At 55.0% G+C, this 15,967-nt stretch carries 13 protein-coding genes; 5 read left to right on the forward strand and 8 right to left on the reverse strand.

Features of this window, described 5'->3' with window-relative positions:
- Positions 1–40: 40 nt before the first annotated feature.
- A complete protein-coding gene (locus tag V1292_RS33020; protein ID WP_334376728.1) occupies positions 41–1,216 on the reverse strand; it encodes a WecB/TagA/CpsF family glycosyltransferase in 1,176 nt (391 codons plus the stop codon).
- A 294-nt stretch (positions 1,217–1,510) separates the two neighbouring features.
- On the opposite strand from V1292_RS33020, the gene V1292_RS33025 reads away from it, so the two are divergent.
- The 4 genes from V1292_RS33025 to V1292_RS33040 all read left to right on the forward strand — a co-directional run bounded on the left by V1292_RS33025 (position 1,511) and on the right by V1292_RS33040 (position 4,726).
- Positions 1,511–2,029 (forward strand): serine acetyltransferase, encoded by a 519-nt coding sequence (locus V1292_RS33025; RefSeq protein WP_334376729.1) that lies wholly within the window; start codon positions 1,511–1,513, stop codon positions 2,027–2,029.
- Between the two features lie 299 nt (positions 2,030–2,328).
- Entirely contained in the window at positions 2,329–2,856 is a 528-nt protein-coding gene (locus tag V1292_RS33030; RefSeq protein ID WP_334376730.1) for a serine O-acetyltransferase, read from the forward strand.
- A complete protein-coding gene (locus V1292_RS33035) occupies positions 2,853–3,842 on the forward strand; it encodes a glycosyltransferase (RefSeq protein WP_334376731.1) in 990 nt (329 codons plus the stop codon). The genes V1292_RS33030 and V1292_RS33035 overlap by 4 nt, the downstream gene beginning before the upstream one ends.
- Before the next feature lie 83 nt (positions 3,843–3,925).
- Positions 3,926–4,726, forward strand: coding sequence for a glycosyltransferase family 25 protein (locus tag V1292_RS33040; protein ID WP_334376732.1), 801 nt, complete (start codon positions 3,926–3,928; stop codon positions 4,724–4,726).
- A 49-nt stretch (positions 4,727–4,775) separates the two neighbouring features.
- Here V1292_RS33040 and V1292_RS33045 read toward each other — a convergent pair whose 3' ends face one another.
- The 5 genes from V1292_RS33045 to V1292_RS33065 all read right to left on the reverse strand — a co-directional run bounded on the left by V1292_RS33045 (position 4,776) and on the right by V1292_RS33065 (position 11,548).
- On the reverse strand, positions 4,776–6,233 hold the full coding sequence (locus tag V1292_RS33045; protein WP_334376734.1) for a GMC family oxidoreductase: 1,458 nt from the start codon (positions 6,231–6,233) through the stop codon (positions 4,776–4,778).
- Between the two features lie 316 nt (positions 6,234–6,549).
- Positions 6,550–7,668 (reverse strand): glycosyltransferase family 4 protein, encoded by a 1,119-nt coding sequence (locus tag V1292_RS33050; protein WP_334376735.1) that lies wholly within the window; start codon positions 7,666–7,668, stop codon positions 6,550–6,552.
- Positions 7,669–7,722: 54 nt separating this feature from the next.
- Positions 7,723–8,508, reverse strand: a complete 786-nt coding sequence (locus tag V1292_RS33055) for an FkbM family methyltransferase (protein ID WP_334376736.1) — start codon at positions 8,506–8,508, stop codon at positions 7,723–7,725.
- A gap of 127 nt (positions 8,509–8,635) precedes the next feature.
- Positions 8,636–10,003, reverse strand: coding sequence for an oligosaccharide flippase family protein (locus V1292_RS33060; protein WP_334376737.1), 1,368 nt, complete (start codon positions 10,001–10,003; stop codon positions 8,636–8,638).
- A 129-nt stretch (positions 10,004–10,132) separates the two neighbouring features.
- Positions 10,133–11,548: a hypothetical protein gene (locus tag V1292_RS33065; RefSeq protein ID WP_334376738.1), complete on the reverse strand. Its 1,416-nt coding sequence runs from the start codon at positions 11,546–11,548 to the stop codon at positions 10,133–10,135.
- A gap of 423 nt (positions 11,549–11,971) precedes the next feature.
- On the opposite strand from V1292_RS33065, the gene V1292_RS33070 reads away from it, so the two are divergent.
- On the forward strand, positions 11,972–12,823 hold the full coding sequence (locus V1292_RS33070; RefSeq protein WP_334377233.1) for a hypothetical protein: 852 nt from the start codon (positions 11,972–11,974) through the stop codon (positions 12,821–12,823).
- Between the two features lie 216 nt (positions 12,824–13,039).
- On the opposite strand, the gene V1292_RS33075 is transcribed toward V1292_RS33070, so the two are convergent.
- Positions 13,040–15,091 carry a hypothetical protein gene (locus V1292_RS33075; protein WP_334376740.1) on the reverse strand — a complete coding sequence of 684 codons (2,052 nt, stop codon included), beginning with the start codon at positions 15,089–15,091 and terminating at the stop codon, positions 13,040–13,042.
- A gap of 139 nt (positions 15,092–15,230) precedes the next feature.
- The gene (gene gspG / locus V1292_RS33080) at positions 15,231–15,704 is read right to left on the reverse strand and encodes a type II secretion system major pseudopilin GspG (RefSeq protein ID WP_334376742.1); all 474 of its coding nucleotides are present in this window, start codon (positions 15,702–15,704) and stop codon (positions 15,231–15,233) included.
- Between the last annotated feature and the right edge of the window lie 263 nt (positions 15,705–15,967).

Raw genomic sequence — 15,967 nt, forward strand, 5'->3', positions numbered from 1 at the left:
CGGCCGAACGCGGCCGGATAATCGTCTGTTTTCTCCGCTATCACACTTCCTGTGACAGGAGGAATTCGAATCTGTTCAGGCGAAATACTCGTCGCAGGCCGGCGGACACGCCGGTAAACAAGAGTTTCTGTCCACGGCTGGCCAATTGCTTTCGAACCATCAGGAACACTCCGAAGAATCTTGCGTCGATGTACTGGGTATTCGAAACGTCGAGGACCATTCGCTTGCCGCTGTCGAGCGCATCGCGGAGCTGCTTGATTGCCGCGTCAGCATGCGCGGCAACCGCGGCCCCGGATAGGGCAATGGTTACGGAACCGTGATCTTCGTGTCTGGCGACCGACAGCTTCTTCAAATTTCGCACGCGCCACTCGCTGAGCATCAGGGGCAGCACAGAGGTGACCAGCATTGCAAGCAGGGCCCTTCCGTCGCTCCAGTAACGCCGCCAAAGATACGGCTCTTCCTTGATGCGCCACAGCCACTCGAACCCGGTGCTGCGGAGCATCGGCGGTGCCCGCCGGACGGTCCCGGCCTCGAAATTGATGGTGGCCCCGAACTGGGCGCGAACGGGCGGGCGCAGCCGCCAGTGATTGTGCAGCAACCAGGCCTGGGCCTTTTCCGCGCCGAAGAATACCGCAATTAAATCCGCGTTGCTCGCGTTTATTTCGTCGATTATTTCCGGCGAACTCATCTCCTCGATCGTGCCAAAACCGGGGTTGAGCACGCCGACGCATTCGAGGCCGCCGCTTTCGGCGTTCAGCCTGGCGCCGACCGCAGCCGCGAGCCCTTCGGCGCCGCCCAGCAGGAAAACCCGCAGACGCCTGCCCGTCGCGTTGACCGATTTAAGCCGGCCGAACAGGTCGCTGCCGGCAATTCTCTCATGGATCGGAATACCCAGCAGTTTGGCGATCCAGATCAGTGGCATGCCGTCGGCAAGACACAGATCGCTCAGCAGCATGGATTCCCGGAACGTGCCGATGATCTGGCTCTTGACGAGGAAATTGACGTTGGGCGTCGAGATCAGAAATGGCGAGCCGGCATTCGTGGCGAGATCCATCGACCGCAGCAGCGAGGGAAAATCGAGCGCATCCACCGGAATGCCCAGGAGACCAAATACGTTGCGTGAAAGATCGTCCGGAGAGGCGCATGCCGATTGCGGGTCTGCAGGTTGCTCGGAAAAATCGGCCGAAACCGCCGGCGGGCGCAACGTCTTCAACATAAATGCTCCACGAACCACAAATCTCGCCCGGCGCACCCGCGGGGGCCATCATATGATTAACGAATAGTAAGTGATCTACTACGAAAATCTTGCTCAGTGAAATCGATTTAATATACGTGATTAATACCGTACTCCTGAATGAATGCCAATTCAGAGGGGGCGGGCGGCACGCCGTACCCCGGGGAATTGCGGGGCTGTCGGCGAGAGACGAATGTTTGGCGCACTGAGAACCGGGCGCTTCCAACGCAGCCAGCCGTCGGCTATTTGGTTTAATTCCAGGACAGGTGCACACACGTGGATCAGGCTACCGAACAGATCAGCGCCGACGTTCCCGACTGGACGCGGGAGCGCCCCCGGCAGTTCTGGGACCCCGGCCGCAAGCTGCTGCTGACGGTCCGGCGCTACCAGTTCTGGCGAGCACGCGGCGGCTTTTTCGGCACGCTGTGCTGCAAGTTCATCGCGCTGCGTCACCGCTTCTGGACAGTGGTGACCGGAGCCGAGATACCGCTAACTTGCCAGATCGGCGGCGGTCTACTGGTCCCTCACCCCAATGGCATCGTCATTCACCCGGACGCCAAAATTGGCGTGAACTGCCTGATTTTCCATCAGGTCACACTTGGCAGCCGCGGCCGCGGCGGGGTTCCCGAAATCGCCGGCCATGTCGATATCGGCGCCGGCGCGAAGATCCTCGGACCGGTCAAGATCGGTGCGCATGCGCGGATCGGAGCGAATGCGGTGGTGATTGCCGACGTTGAGCCATACGGGGTAGCGACGGGATATCCTGGAGGAACGGGCAAGAATGCGACCCCATAAACAAATGTCCGATCATGGGGACATTCAACTTACACAATCCGCCGACCGCGACTACGGACCGCATACTCGGCACGATGGTGCGGAATTCCCTTCTATCGAAGCCACGCTTCGCAAGCCACTTAACACGGCATCCGTCGGCCGCGTTCATCACTAATCTTAACTAACCTCCCAATCTCTCGCCGGATGCCGGCCGTCAGAGCGCTCAATGCGACCAAAAACGGTTCCTGTTCAATCCGCCCTGGTGGTACAGCATAATTCGCTATTTGAACTCGCAAGCCGATGTTCGGGACTGCATTGCAATGTTTGATAATATTCGAGCCGATTTTGACGCGCACGGCCGCGACGCGGGGGCCCAGGGATTTTGGGTCATGGTGATCTATCGATTTGGTCGATGGCGGTACGGCGTGCGCCCGGCATTGCTGCGCAAGCTGTGTTCGTTCATCTACAAGGTGCTTTACAAGATCATTCAAATCATTACCGGAATAGAGCTGCCCTGCGAGGCAGTCGTGGGTCGCAATTTCGTCATCGATCATTTTGGCGGCATCATAGTCAGTGGCTACGCGCGTTTCGGAGACAATTGCCGCATCCGAAACGGCGTAGTTGTCGGGCTGCGACGTGTTGAGGAGCCCGTCGCTCCTATCGTCGGCAACAACGTCGACATTGGTGCAGGAGCCAAACTGCTGGGCCCGATCAGGATCGGCGACAATTCAATTATCGGGGCCAACGCCGTCGTGATCGAGGACGTTCCTGAAAACAGCATAGCTATCGGCGTGCCCGCTGTCGTCAAGCCGCGTCGCCAGCAATCGACGGCAGCCTACAACCCGTGACGCCTGCTGAAGGGCCATACCGCTACGGCGTCGTCGCGATCGGCCGCAATGAAGGCGAGCGCCTCAAGCAATGCCTGATGTCCGCGCAGGAGGCCGATTTAATTGTTTACGTTGATTCCGGCTCGACCGACGGCTCGGTCGCTTGGGCCAGAAGCCGCAGCGTCGAAGTCGTGGAGCTCGACATGAAGACAGGCTTCACTGCCGCTCGGGCCCGCAACGCTGGTTTTGCCCGCCTGACGGAGCTGCGGCCTGATCTGGAGTATGTGCAATTTGTAGACGGTGACTGCGAACTGGCGAAGCAATGGCCCGAGCGCTCCATGGCGTTTCTGGATCAACACCCAAAGGTTTGCGCCGTATTTGGCCGACGTCGCGAGCGTCATCCGGAGCATTCGTTCTACAATGAACTTTGTGATCGCGAATGGAACGTGCCGATCGGAGAGAGCCGCTTCTTCGGCGGCGACGTAATGATGAGGACCACTGCCCTCACCAGGGCCGAAGGATATCGCGACGAACTGATCGCGGGCGAGGAGCCGGAGCTCAGCGTCCGACTTCGCGCCGCCGGCTGGCTGATCTGGCGAATTGGCGAGGAAATGACCCTGCATGACGCCGCGATTACGCGTCTCGAGCAGTGGTGGCGTCGGCATGTGCGCAGCGGATTTGCTTTCGCAAACGGAGCCCATCTCCATGGGGCGCCCCCCGAACGGCTTTGGGTCTGGGAAAGCCGGCGCGCCATGTTGTGGGGCCTCATCATTCCCTTGATGTGCATCTGCCTTGCCATAGCCTTTGGATTGCCAGGCCTTCTGGCCTTCTTGATTTATCCGCTGCAGCTCGGGCGCAGAATCTTTCACATCCCGGGAGCGTGGCGTGTTCGAATTCAGTTGGCTTTCTTTGAGCTGTTGTCGCGCTTTCCGGAAAGCATCGGCCAGCTCAAGTTCATTCGCGACAGGCTCCTGCGAGCGCCGTCCCGAATCATTGAGTACAAGTGAAATATTGAGATGAGACTGGCAGACCAACAACGGGTCCGCGCCAGAAGCCTGGTCTAGAGGGACCAGCTCACGTGAGGTACGATATGCCCAATGGCGCATTGTTTGAATATTTCGATCGCATCGAGATCATCCATTTGCCTGAACGAACTGACCGCTTGGCAGCCCTGCGATCGGAACTGGCGCGCGTCGGGCTGGATATCGATGGTCCCAAGGTCCGCATTCCGAAGGCTCCCAGATCTGAGACCACATACGGCTTTCCATCACGAGGCGTGTACGGCAATTTTTTGAGTCACCTCGATATCATCGAGCGCGCGTATCAGGATGGGCTCAATTCCGTTCTTGTTCTCGAAGACGATGCCTTGTTCAGCAACTCCTTCAATCGTCATCAGGCCTCCATGGCCGGCCATCTGCGGACGCACGATTGGGATGAGCTGTTCCTCGGTCATTCCATCACGAGCGGGCTTCCGTCATCCAAATCCGGACTTGTGAAGCTTTCCGGAGACTTTCTTTGGGCTCATTGCTATGCGGTACACCGCCGGATCATGCCGAGAATGGTGCAATACTTTCGAGAAACCATCGAACGGCCGGCGGGTCACCCTGACGGTGGGAAACTGTATATAGATGCTGCTCACACGCTGTTCCGGCGGCGCAATCCGGAAATAACCTGCCTCGTAAGCTCCCCATGCCTGAGCATTCAAAAAGGCTCGCAAAGTAGTCTAAACTCGGCGCCTTGGTATTATCGGTTCGGCCCCACCATGGCGTTGGCCGCAATGGCCAGGAATTTTCGCGACGAATGTTGGCGTCGGGGGCTAATCAGTGTCGGCCCAAAGGGCGAGGTCGCCTCCACAGTGGTGTCGGCAACGCCGTGGCCGGAAGAGAATTGAGATGTTGGCGTCGACATATTTGACGGCAGCTTGGCTATAGCAAGCATCCCTAATCTCGAGAAGCCAGGAATTCCGCCAAGCGAAGAGCAAGACTCACTATCGTGAGCGTCGGATTGCAACCACCGCCGGTGGGGAAAATCGAACTGCCAGCGATATATAGATTATCCACCCCGAAGACCTGGCAATTCTCGTTTACAACCCCGAATTCCGGCGTTGTCGCCATGCGTGTCGTACCCATATGGTGAGCGTGAGCTCCGACCTCGATGTCCAGACTTGGGTTCGTTATGAACGGCGCGAGTTGCACACGTGCAAGATCAAGCCTGGCCATCTCCTCAGCCGTCTTGATCGCAAGCAGACGTATCGTCTTCTTGTCACGCTCGTTCACGTTCCAGTTCAACTGGATCCGGCGCAATCCAAATTTGTCGGTGTCGTTGACCAAGGTAACTCGGCTGTCGGGATTGGGCGACTGCTCGATTAACGACGTGACCAAACCATCACCGGGGCAATCGAAGTCCACCACCTGCCTCATGACCTCAGCCATGCGTGGCAAGGCACAGCCAGTTTCACGCGCAAATTGCTTCAGTACACGAAGCCGTCCATAGCTTTGCGGCGACGAATTAGGGCCGAAGCTCACGATCCCGTTGCCAATGTTGTTTTGTCGCAAGAACTCGACGGTCGGAACTAGCGAAGCTTCCTTTCGCCAGAATTGCGTGTCGGTTACGATGAATCGTCCGATAGGGACGTTTAGATGCTCCATAAAACAGCGACCGACCCAGCCGCTGCCATTGCCAATCCCCTCTGGTACTTGTCGATTGGCATTGAGCAGAAGTCGGGCATTTTCGATTGCCCCGAGCGCTACAACGTATCTTGGCGCCGAAACATCTAACTTCTGACCATTGAAATTTTGAACCACAAGACTGCGGACCTGCGACAGGCTATCGGTTAACTTCAGGTCGGTAAGGTTCGCATTGTAAAAGAGATCAATTCGCTCCGACGTGCGAATTTCGGCGTCGTATTTCTCCGCAAAACGGGTGGGAGGGCTCAGAGCAAAGCCGCTCTGCCTGAACGATCGAGACGCAAAGCGAGGATCATCGTAGGGCGAGAGGTCCTTACCTCCGATGTCCACAATTTCCTGGGCCTCTTCCATGCCCTTGATGACCTGATCGTACGAAATCGGCCATCCTGGCATCCCGAAATATTCGCGAGCTTCAAAATCGATTGGATCGAAAACGCTGCACCGCCCGCTCCAATGATTGGATGTACCGCCGAAGTATCTAAGCCGACCGCTTTCGACAAACCAATACTGCCGTCCAATACTCTTCCCATCGTAAAGATGTTGCGACTGGTCGCTGTACTCGAGACCTCCCCCCTCAAGTAGCAAGACTGTCTTGCCGCCAGCAGAAAGCTTCCTCGCTATCGTAATTCCAGCGGGCCCCGTTCCGCAGACGCAAACGTCATAACTCCTCCCGGAAATACGCGACCAGGCCTCATTGAAATCAAAAATCATCGGAAATCATTTCCTAGTCACAGTATCCTGGCGGTGCAAAACCCAGCCATTCACGATCTCAAATTCCTTGACATTATCCGTTTCAGTGGCCTCGAGAATAGCTTCATCGCTGATCCTCGAGCGAGGCCCCGCGACAAAGGCGAGAACACCTGCGAGGATCCCAAAACAGCTACGACGGTTCAAAATAGACATGTTCGATGTCACCTAATTCATCTTGCTACACCGCCATGCGCGGTCATATGGACACTCAAAGTTTACGCAACCACTTCGCTGGCCATTAGCCTACTTGATCGAGGTAAATCAAAAAGATCATTCCTCAGACAGCGCAATTGCCCCCAATTTCATTGCGGGCGGCCCGCCGGCACGCATTTCTCAACGCTTGTTCAAACATAGCTGCGCTGGCTTCCCAAGAACTTGAACAGACTGTCGCGTGCGCATTCGACGACAGGACCTTCCAGTCCTCCTCGCTTTGACTAAGCACCCACTCTACTCCATCGGCAAGCCTCGAAACGTCGTCCACTTCCACGAGAACACCGTTCCATCCTGTTTTCACAGCTTCCTCAGGCCATCCTATTCGCGTGGCCACGACCGGAGTTCGGCACGCCATCGCCTCCATCGCGGGAAGGTTAAACCCTTCACTTGTGCTCGCAGTAACCCACACGTCACAACGGGCATAGATATCGCGAATCTCGTCTTGTGGGGGCGATAGGATGAACTCCGTACCGACAGGCAGAGGTAGCTCGCTACGCGGATACTCGCTCCCGAAACAAACTATTCTCAAACTTGGAATCTTCTTGCGCACATGCCGGAGTGCAGCAAATGAAGTATCCACCCCTTTGAACGACGCACTTGAGTAAAGCAAACCGACCGTCGGAGTTTCCTGCTTGCCGCGCAAGGGAGCAAAGAACTGACTCTTGTCAACGCTATTTGGAACAAGATCGACGACTTTGTCATCATATTCTGTTTCCATGATTTGCTTGAGCCAGTGCGCAATGACAATTTTGTGCATCGGCAGTCGGTACGTGGCCTGACACCGCTCAATGGGTAAATAGGAAAATACCTCATGATGCTGGATGAAATAGACTTTGGCCCCCTTTCGAGAGCTGAGCGCATCGACCCATTCGGCTGTTTCCCACCAGGTCGCGACGACGACATCGGCATCGGGAACGTCGGCGTCGTTCACGGGTCGCCATACATCTAGAATATGATGATCAAATCGGCCCCCATCGAGATGAGATCGCAGCTCCGCCTGCTTCTTCGGCCAGCCGTCTCCCTTCCTCCACGACCTAAACTTTTGTCTGAACGACAGCGTCCTCGGCGGCGGAGAGACAATGCAAACCGTATGCCCCATATCCATCAGCTCGCGGGCATAAATGCCAACGACCCTGATCCCTCCTGCCATCGAAACCGTCGGCAAAACGAACGTGATACGCATTAATGCTAGCCCAACTGATCCCTAGATATCAGAAGAAAATACGAAACAAGTTGTTCATGCAAAGTGACGCTTGTCCGCAATGAGTGGCGAATTCTCACGGACAAACAAGATATCGATCTGATTGAGCGACCCATCAAGTGGCCGACGATGGAATTCAAGAATATCGTAAGTTACGAATCCAAGCTGCTTGAGGACTCCGACCACTTCATTCAGGAGAGGTGCCCCCTCGTTTATCTCAATAACCGCGACCTCAAGCAAAATCGCATGGACTTTCGGCAAGATCCTCTGGGCACCTTTTAGAACCTCCAGTTCGTAGCCCTGCGTATCAATCTTGACGAATACGGGCGACTCCAATTCCTCAACTACCGAGTCCATCCGACGCAGCTTGCGGTGCTCGACTGTACGATCAAGCGGACTTCGCTCATTCAGGATCGAGGATCCCGATTCCATCACATTGAACGAAACCGGCACGCCGTCGTCAGCTCCCAACAACTCGGAGAAAAGAGACGCACCAATCGAATTGGCAACGACCGAAACACCTGGCTGTTTCTGAATATTTGGCTCAAACATCAATATCCGGCTGTGAGGCCAAATCTCTCGCGCGAGCCTGCTCCACTCTCCCTCAAACGCTCCTACGTCGACGACCGTTCTTGGGGAAAAACCGCGCTTTGCCATGGCACTCAAGCCAAACTTCATGCTCGGCGCGAAGCCATAATCGTAAGCAAATCGATCGAACTCATCCCTGGCTAGATTGAAAGACAAATGTAAGAGGGCCGCCTTGATCCGATCGGGCAGGACTATCTTTAAGGCCTCGACAACAGCAGTCTTCAGTTTGTTCATTGGATTCGTACGACCGCCACGAACGGCGGCCCCTCCATTCGAAAAGATATGTACCGGAGCGATAGCATGCATGCTCGCTCAGCAAGCGAAGTGCACTCCGCTCCATACGGTTTCCGACCGTACCTGCTCACAGGAAGTGTCCAGCTAGCAAAGCAAAAACCTTACCGGCCAGAAGCCCGATCGGCACCCAGACGAGAAAATACAATTCCTTGCTAAAATCGAACAGGCCATGCTTGAGACTATAAAAGACGATGATTGGAACATACGAAAATTGACTGAATACGATCATGGCCAACGCTCCACCAAGGCCGAAAAAATAGAACCCCAAAGGAGCTAGCACATACAGCGAAACGAGCCGGACCAGAATGACGTTTGACTGAATCTTCGGCATCCCCAAAGCCAAAAAGGCCTGGACAGCAAGACGAAACGGCATAGTCGCCAGGATCGCGGCAAGAATTCCCAACATCCAGCCAGCCTCGTAATATCGCGGATCGTACAGCAATCGAATCAAGGAGGGACCGAAAGTCATCAAGAAGCCGGCCGAAAAATACGAGACCAACGCGATAATGGCGACGAGCCTGTAGTAATTTCTCTTTAGGTCCATTCCTTTTGTTTGAACAATCTCGCTCAGCGCGGGAAATGCGACGTCGGTCATGATCTTGGATAGAACCCCCTCCATCGAGATCACAAACAAAGATGCGATTGCATAAAGGCCGAGTACAGTAGAGTTTGCCAGCGCCCCAAGTAGCAAACGGTCACCGCTACTCGCAAGGAAGCCAAAAATCGACGACAACAAGATCCACTTGCCGAAGTGGATGACCTCGTGGGCAGCCTGCCTGTCCCACTGCCATTGATTTGCAACCCCAGGCAACCACATATGGCTTACGACCGTCCTGATCAGGGACGCACATATTGCGCCTGCCACTAGAGCCCAGATCGACCGATCGACCAGAACCCAGCCGAGCATGCAACTCAACCCAACCGCCTGAGAAAAAATCTCCATAGCGGTTATGCGCCCGAGCAGAATGCTGCGATTGGCTTCCAGCACTTTGGTGGACTCGAAGCCGGCGATCAGCGTCGAGAGCGACAAGGCGGCAACAACGTATGGCAGGACAGGAGCTGCATAGACGCTGTTTGCGGGTATTTGCTCGAACCAACCAAGTATAACGAGAACCAAACATAGAGCGAGCGCACCTGCCGACAGCAAGGCGCCTCGTAAAATCTGAATTGCCCAAGCGGTGTTCAGGAAAGCGGGCTCGCGGCCGCGTTTGCTCTGCACGACATTTTGTTTCAATCCCACATCGGAGAACATCGCAAGGCCAACGATCAGAGTCGAAGCAACGGCCATAACTCCGAACATTTCCGGAGCAAGCAGACGCGTCATCAGCAAATTGCTGCCGAGGCGGACCACCAGCGAAAGCGCAAAGCCGGCCAGGCTCCACATACCCGCCTTCATCACCCGTTGCTTGAGAGAGATTTGCTCGGATAAGGGCATTCTAGAACAATCGTTCAACTCGCCGGGACGGCATCGGACTTTTCGTAACTCGAAATGAGCCCGGGGAGGATTTCTGTCGGGATGCGCTTCCGGTCACCAAAGACCCCGTGTCGGATCGTAACTTATATTTCACTCCCCTGCCCCCAAGGAATGCTTGCCAATGTTTGCGGCACCAAATGATTTCCTTGGACTACTCGCGACGGCCTTAAGATACTCAGCTCGGCCCAATAGCGCTCCTGCGAGGAGCCAATTCCAAGAGCTCATCGATGAGTTGGGGATCTGCTCAATAAGATTAAGCGCAACGATTAGTGCAAGCGCTGCCAGAAACACTCTATCGCGTGCCGACGACGTGTATTTTAAAGCCGACATCGCACGAAAAACTGGCAAAGCGAGCAAACCAAATTGTGCCAGAAAGCCCACGACCCCAAATTGTCCAAATATTTGGATCCATGCGCCATCTGTAATACTTATATCCTTGCCATAGTTCTCCTCGTAGAGGCGGTTGCGCCCATATCGGCCCCAGCCGAAGAGAAGGCGCTGAGAAGCATGCGCCAGAAGTTGCTGCTCTTGATCGAAGCGCACTTTCAGAGATTCTGCCCGCTCCTGACTGAATACCATCGCCGTATCGAGCAACGCGCTGGTCGGGAAATTGTCAGTAATCCGAAGTAATGGATAGAATATACCGATGGTGGTGATCACCACTGCTATTCGCACTTGCGTTTTCGGGCTTGACCAGCGCACAAAGAATCCTATGCAGCCAGCATAAATGAGCGCTCCGGCCGATTTGCAGAGTATGATTACGACGGCCAAATACGCCGAAACACCTGCAGGCGGGAACAATCTGACTACGCCTGACTTGAGGCGCCAGAATACGACCGCCGCCAGGAAAGCTGTCATCATGAAGAAAGCTGCCGTTAGACCGTTTTTCATGAACACCACGGGCCGAAACCCGCCATAGCGCATTTCCGAGACAAATCCGGAGGGGAAATAGCCGTAGACCCAATTCGAGAGCACAGGACTCATCCGGATCTCGAAAAGCATGAGAGTCGAGTACAGCAAGCCGGCGATCACCAGGACGCGCATGATCGACTCGGTATCTGAGGATTTCTGAAGGAAACGACGAGCGATAAAGAATGGTAGCAAAAACAATAGCTGGCTCAGCAGGGCCGAAATACCGTCATAATACCCAACGCCGGGGATAATCGTAGGTCCATAAACCAGGGTGTCGCGATTGTTAATCGAAGTGAATACCGGGCCTATGATGGCGGCAATCGCCAGGATTTCAGCCACGCCAAATCCTGATTTTACGGCACGCTGACGCGATGCCAACGCGATGCACCCTGCTAATGCACAAAGATTCGGTAGGGAATTCTTGTCAAACGCCGGGATCATCTCCAGCTTGATGGATACATTTGATGGCAGCAGCAGCAACCCACCCAAAATAGTCCAGAGAGTTGCCTCCGAAAAAGATTTCGTTCGATATAAAATGGTCGCGACGATCGGCCACGCAAAAAAGGCAATGGTGGCAAACCAGTTGGCCGTCATCGATATCAATTGACCTAAGAACTTCGTTTGCTAAGATTCGAACGTTTCCGGAGCATGCAGGAAGCAAAATACCGGAACAAAATCAAAACGACTATGTCTTTTGTATTTCTAGCTTAATTCAGGAAACGTGCAACTCATGCCTTTTCTGAGCCGATTATCCGGCTCCGAACTCGCCGAATCGTCCCTGGTCAACGATCGTTTCGCAGCTTGGGCATGGTTGCCAAGCCATGCTAACCAATCTGGAAGATAGCGAGCGCATGGCCAGCGCACGACTGATATACACGCCTTGGAGCTGTTGCGAACGGGCATCCAACAAACCGTCGACTTTCACGGGGACGACGGCAACCTTGGATACCTACATCGCGGTTTGAACTAACATTTGCGACGCTTTGCGTCGCCACATCGATTTGGAAAGGTGCTTTGGTGGTTCTGGCTATGGAAGCTATAAAGAGAAAGCTGTGGAACCGACTGCTTGGTGAGGATTCCTGGATCGATCGGTACGGGACTTTTAGGGATCGCGAGCGATTCGGATTGATCGGCCGCCCCAACTATCTCTACGGCATGCTACGCGCCGCAGATTGTGCCAAGTACTTCGGCAAGAGCCGCGTCACAGCAATCGAATTTGGGGTCGCCAGTGGCGCCGGCTTATTAAACATGGCCGATTTGGCGCAGTTGATTCAGGCAGAGACCGGCGTCGAATTTCGTATCATCGGCTTTGATACCGGCCATGGCCTTCCAAGCTTTCAAGGATACAGAGATCATCCGGAAATATGGAATCCCGGCGACTTCGCGATGGAAGACAGAGAGGCGCTTTCGCGCAAACTGGAGGGTCGTGCAGAAATCATCTGGGGCGACATTGCCGAGACCGTTGACGCGTTCACTGCAGCCATCAACCCAGAAGCTCCAGTGGGATTCGTTTCCATAGACGTCGATATTTATTCGGCCACGAAATCGGCCCTGCGCTGCCTAACTGGCCGGCCGGGGCAATACTTGCCCGCGGTGAGCATGTATTTTGATGATGTTGGCTTCTTTTTTGCGAACGAATGGTGTGGAGAACTTGCGGCGATCGCCGAATTCAACATCGAGCACAAAATGCGAAAGATTGGAAGCGATCGAAGCCTACCAGGTCACCGGCCCAAAAAGGCGGACAACTGGTACTCCGCGATGTATGTCTGCCACATCTTGGATCACAGAGCGCGTCAAGAAACGGTAAACCGCTCTGAATTGACGATCGAAGCTCATGCCGACTTTATGAGAACACGCTTCCTCTTCTAAGAAAATAGCTTGGCTGTTGTAAACAAAATCGCCTGCTCCATGAAGGTCGTGAGATAGTCAGTCGGCGACACCCAGCAAGCTTCCAAACTCCAGGGCTGCATGGCGTCGCCGAGCATTCGTCATGGTGTAAGGATGGCTCGGCACGCGCCCGAAGGCATTCTTTGATTGCTTTTGGCGCCACCATGCCTGCAGCAAAGGACCACGTGTCGTCTGCAACTAAACACGATTGAACGCCGCGATGGCACTCCACTGGGGTGGATTGGGCGACTGGTAGATGTCCTCCAGCACAGACCATGCTCCGTTGGAAGGCGCCCTTCCCGACAATTGGAAGCAGGAGGGGAATTCCGCGGTGAACTTGCTGTCCGATAACCCCACGAAATTGCTATAGTTGGTAGTGGTGAACCCATTCAATGACATGGCATTCTTAGAGGCAGCTCGAAGCATGTCCACGGCGGTTTTTCCGCCACCGGTATAATCCGGGGAGTATCCCCCTTCGTACCCGCACATTTTGGTGACCCCAAAGCCTAGCGCCCAGATTTTCCAGTTGGCGTACCAGCTGGCCACCTTAGAGAGCGTATAGAGACCCGTGCCGCTGTTCACCGTGTTTGCATACGCGGTAGCGATTTCCATCTGCAAAGTCGAATTTCCGGCAGCAGCCGCATAAGCGGCTGCATAAGCACTCTCTTCCGCGGTATTATAGGCAGAAGGTGTGATGTATTGGGCGGTGCAGATATGCGTAACCCAGTTGGATGCCGCAGTCTTGGTATACGGCGCTTGAGGCGGATCGAGTTGCATAAGATACTTGGTAGAGGCAAGTCTTGCATTGCTGGACGCAGTACTCGAGGAGGTCGCACCAGTTGCCGTCTGCACTCCACACAACACCTGATACCTGGCTCGATTTCCGGCATATGCAACGCTTACGATTTGACCCAGCACGGACATGGCTTTGCCGTACCAGTTATGCACGTCGGCGCCCCACCCATATGCTGTGGCCTTAGCGACAGCATACTTCGTCGAATAGAAACCGCTGGCATTATTCCAGGTCTCGTTCGGTCCCTCAAAACGCGGAATCATCCAGGTAGGACCGTAGTCGCGGCAAAATGCAGCGAGGCTCGGCATGAAATCGGTCGCGGGATCAATCGCCAGTGCCGGCGTCACAAAGTATGGATGTGCGCCGACCTCCGCACAAAGTCGAACCATCAGTTCGGGGGGACAACCATTGTCAATACCACAGCTCCCTCGCGCGTTGTCAGCGCCGTGCTTGATCCACGCATTCAAGGTGGCGTCGTAGACCAATGTAGCGAAGCTCTGCCAAGAACCCCCAATCGGATAAGAACTCGAGTTGAGAGGCTGCGAATATTCGCTCAGGATATTGATGGGCCCTGTTCCATTCACGTTCAGGGTGCATGGGCCGGTGTAGCTGGCGTTGAACTTGACGGTAACGGTTGCTTTGTCGACTAGCTTGAAGCCAGGGAGCGTTGCCGCATAAGCCGCGCCAGAATTTGTTGTTAAGCCGGTATAGAGGCTGGGACGGAGGTCGTGCCCCGCATAGAACACGTAGGATACGGGCTTCCGTGTGGCCCAAGTGGTCACGTTGGTGGTGTTTCCGGATTGCCAATTGAGAAAACGAATGACGCCAAAGTTCGCTTCGAGCAATCTCTGCTTGAATTTCGTCCCGAAAACCTGACCCGCCTTCAGTGCAGCCTCGTCGTCGACGTGGAAAACTTGCAGGTTGGTGATGTAAGGATTTCCGATCGCGGAGATACCGACGCTGAACTGGGAAGAAGTCGTCGAGAAAACATAACGGCCGCTGCCATTGGTACTGGTCTTACTCCCGCTGACGGCAACATTGCTCATGCCGCAGAAAATCGTGCCGTTACCAGCCCACGTGATTACATAATTTCCTGGCCGCGAAGCCTGGGAGGGTACGTCGAAGACGGTATATACGCCACCGTTCACGATCTTGATCGGATATCCATCGGAATCGAGCGTGTCGGGCGCAGGCCAGCCACTGTTGTCCCTCAGGGTCCAATTCTGCGCGGTTTTCATGCAATTCAGGAACGGGTATGCCGCACCAAAAGATAGAAAGTTGAAATTAACTTGAGACCGTCCCCCATTGAATTTAGCCGCGACGCTGGCGCTTGTGACAGCGGATCCTCGCGTGGGGCCCGCGAGCGGCACGGTGAGTGTGGCGGCTTCCGCACCAAGAGGCAGCAGGGACGAAATTGCGGCGATGCTCGTGCCTTGCAGAAATGTTCTACGGTCCATTCTCGACGTCATTGTCAGGTCCAATCATCGTTAAGGGTAATTCGAAGACGATTGATTACGCGACCGGGCTGATTTTACAGCAGGCCGCGCCATCCACGCTAGTCTGTGAGTTTTAAGGGAGCCATTTAATTCGTCGCCGTTAACCGCCCCGGTACGCCGGCGCCGCGCCGGCGTTCGCGGACTTGGCCTTGCCGGTTGGCCCCAGCGAATAGACCTCGTACTGACCGTCGGAGATGGCGTATTGATAAGGTCGCCCCCACGGATCAAGCAGGTTCTTTGCCTTCTTGAGATACGGACCGTTCCAGCGCGGCGCCTCGGGCGGCGCCTCGACCAGGGCTTTCAGCCCGGCGCTGGCGCTCGGATAGGCGCCATTTTCCATGTAATAGAGCTCGAGCGCGGTGCCGATATTCTCGATCTGCAGCTGTACCGATTGGGTCTTGGCCTTGCCGAAATAACCCATCAGCTGCGGCGTAGCGATCGCCGTCAGAACCGCCAGAATGCCCATCACGACCAAGAGCTCGAGCAGCGTATAGCCCGCATTTTTACGGTCGCGCGAGCGCAGCGCCCCGCCGCGGAGCCGCTTCTCGATACCGTGTCTCGCCTTGGCCAACATCCTGATCGCCCCGAATTCATCTTCGTGAATTTCCGCGGACGATACTGTTGTCCACCGGTGTCCAAAGGGTTTACGGATGGAACCCGCTCGGAACACGGTCAACATCAAGTAAGATATACCGGGAAAGCTGAGTATATTTGTGGAAGGTTTTTTTCGGGACCCGTCGCCGTCTGGTAAATACTTACTAAATTAAACCGCACTATCCGGCGAGCCATTTAATCCGGGATTTCCGGGGGAGGCTCGAAAGACCAGTGCCGTAGTCG

The organism is Bradyrhizobium sp. AZCC 1719 (genome assembly GCF_036924525.1).
Classification (GTDB): Bacteria; Pseudomonadota; Alphaproteobacteria; order Rhizobiales; family Xanthobacteraceae; genus Bradyrhizobium.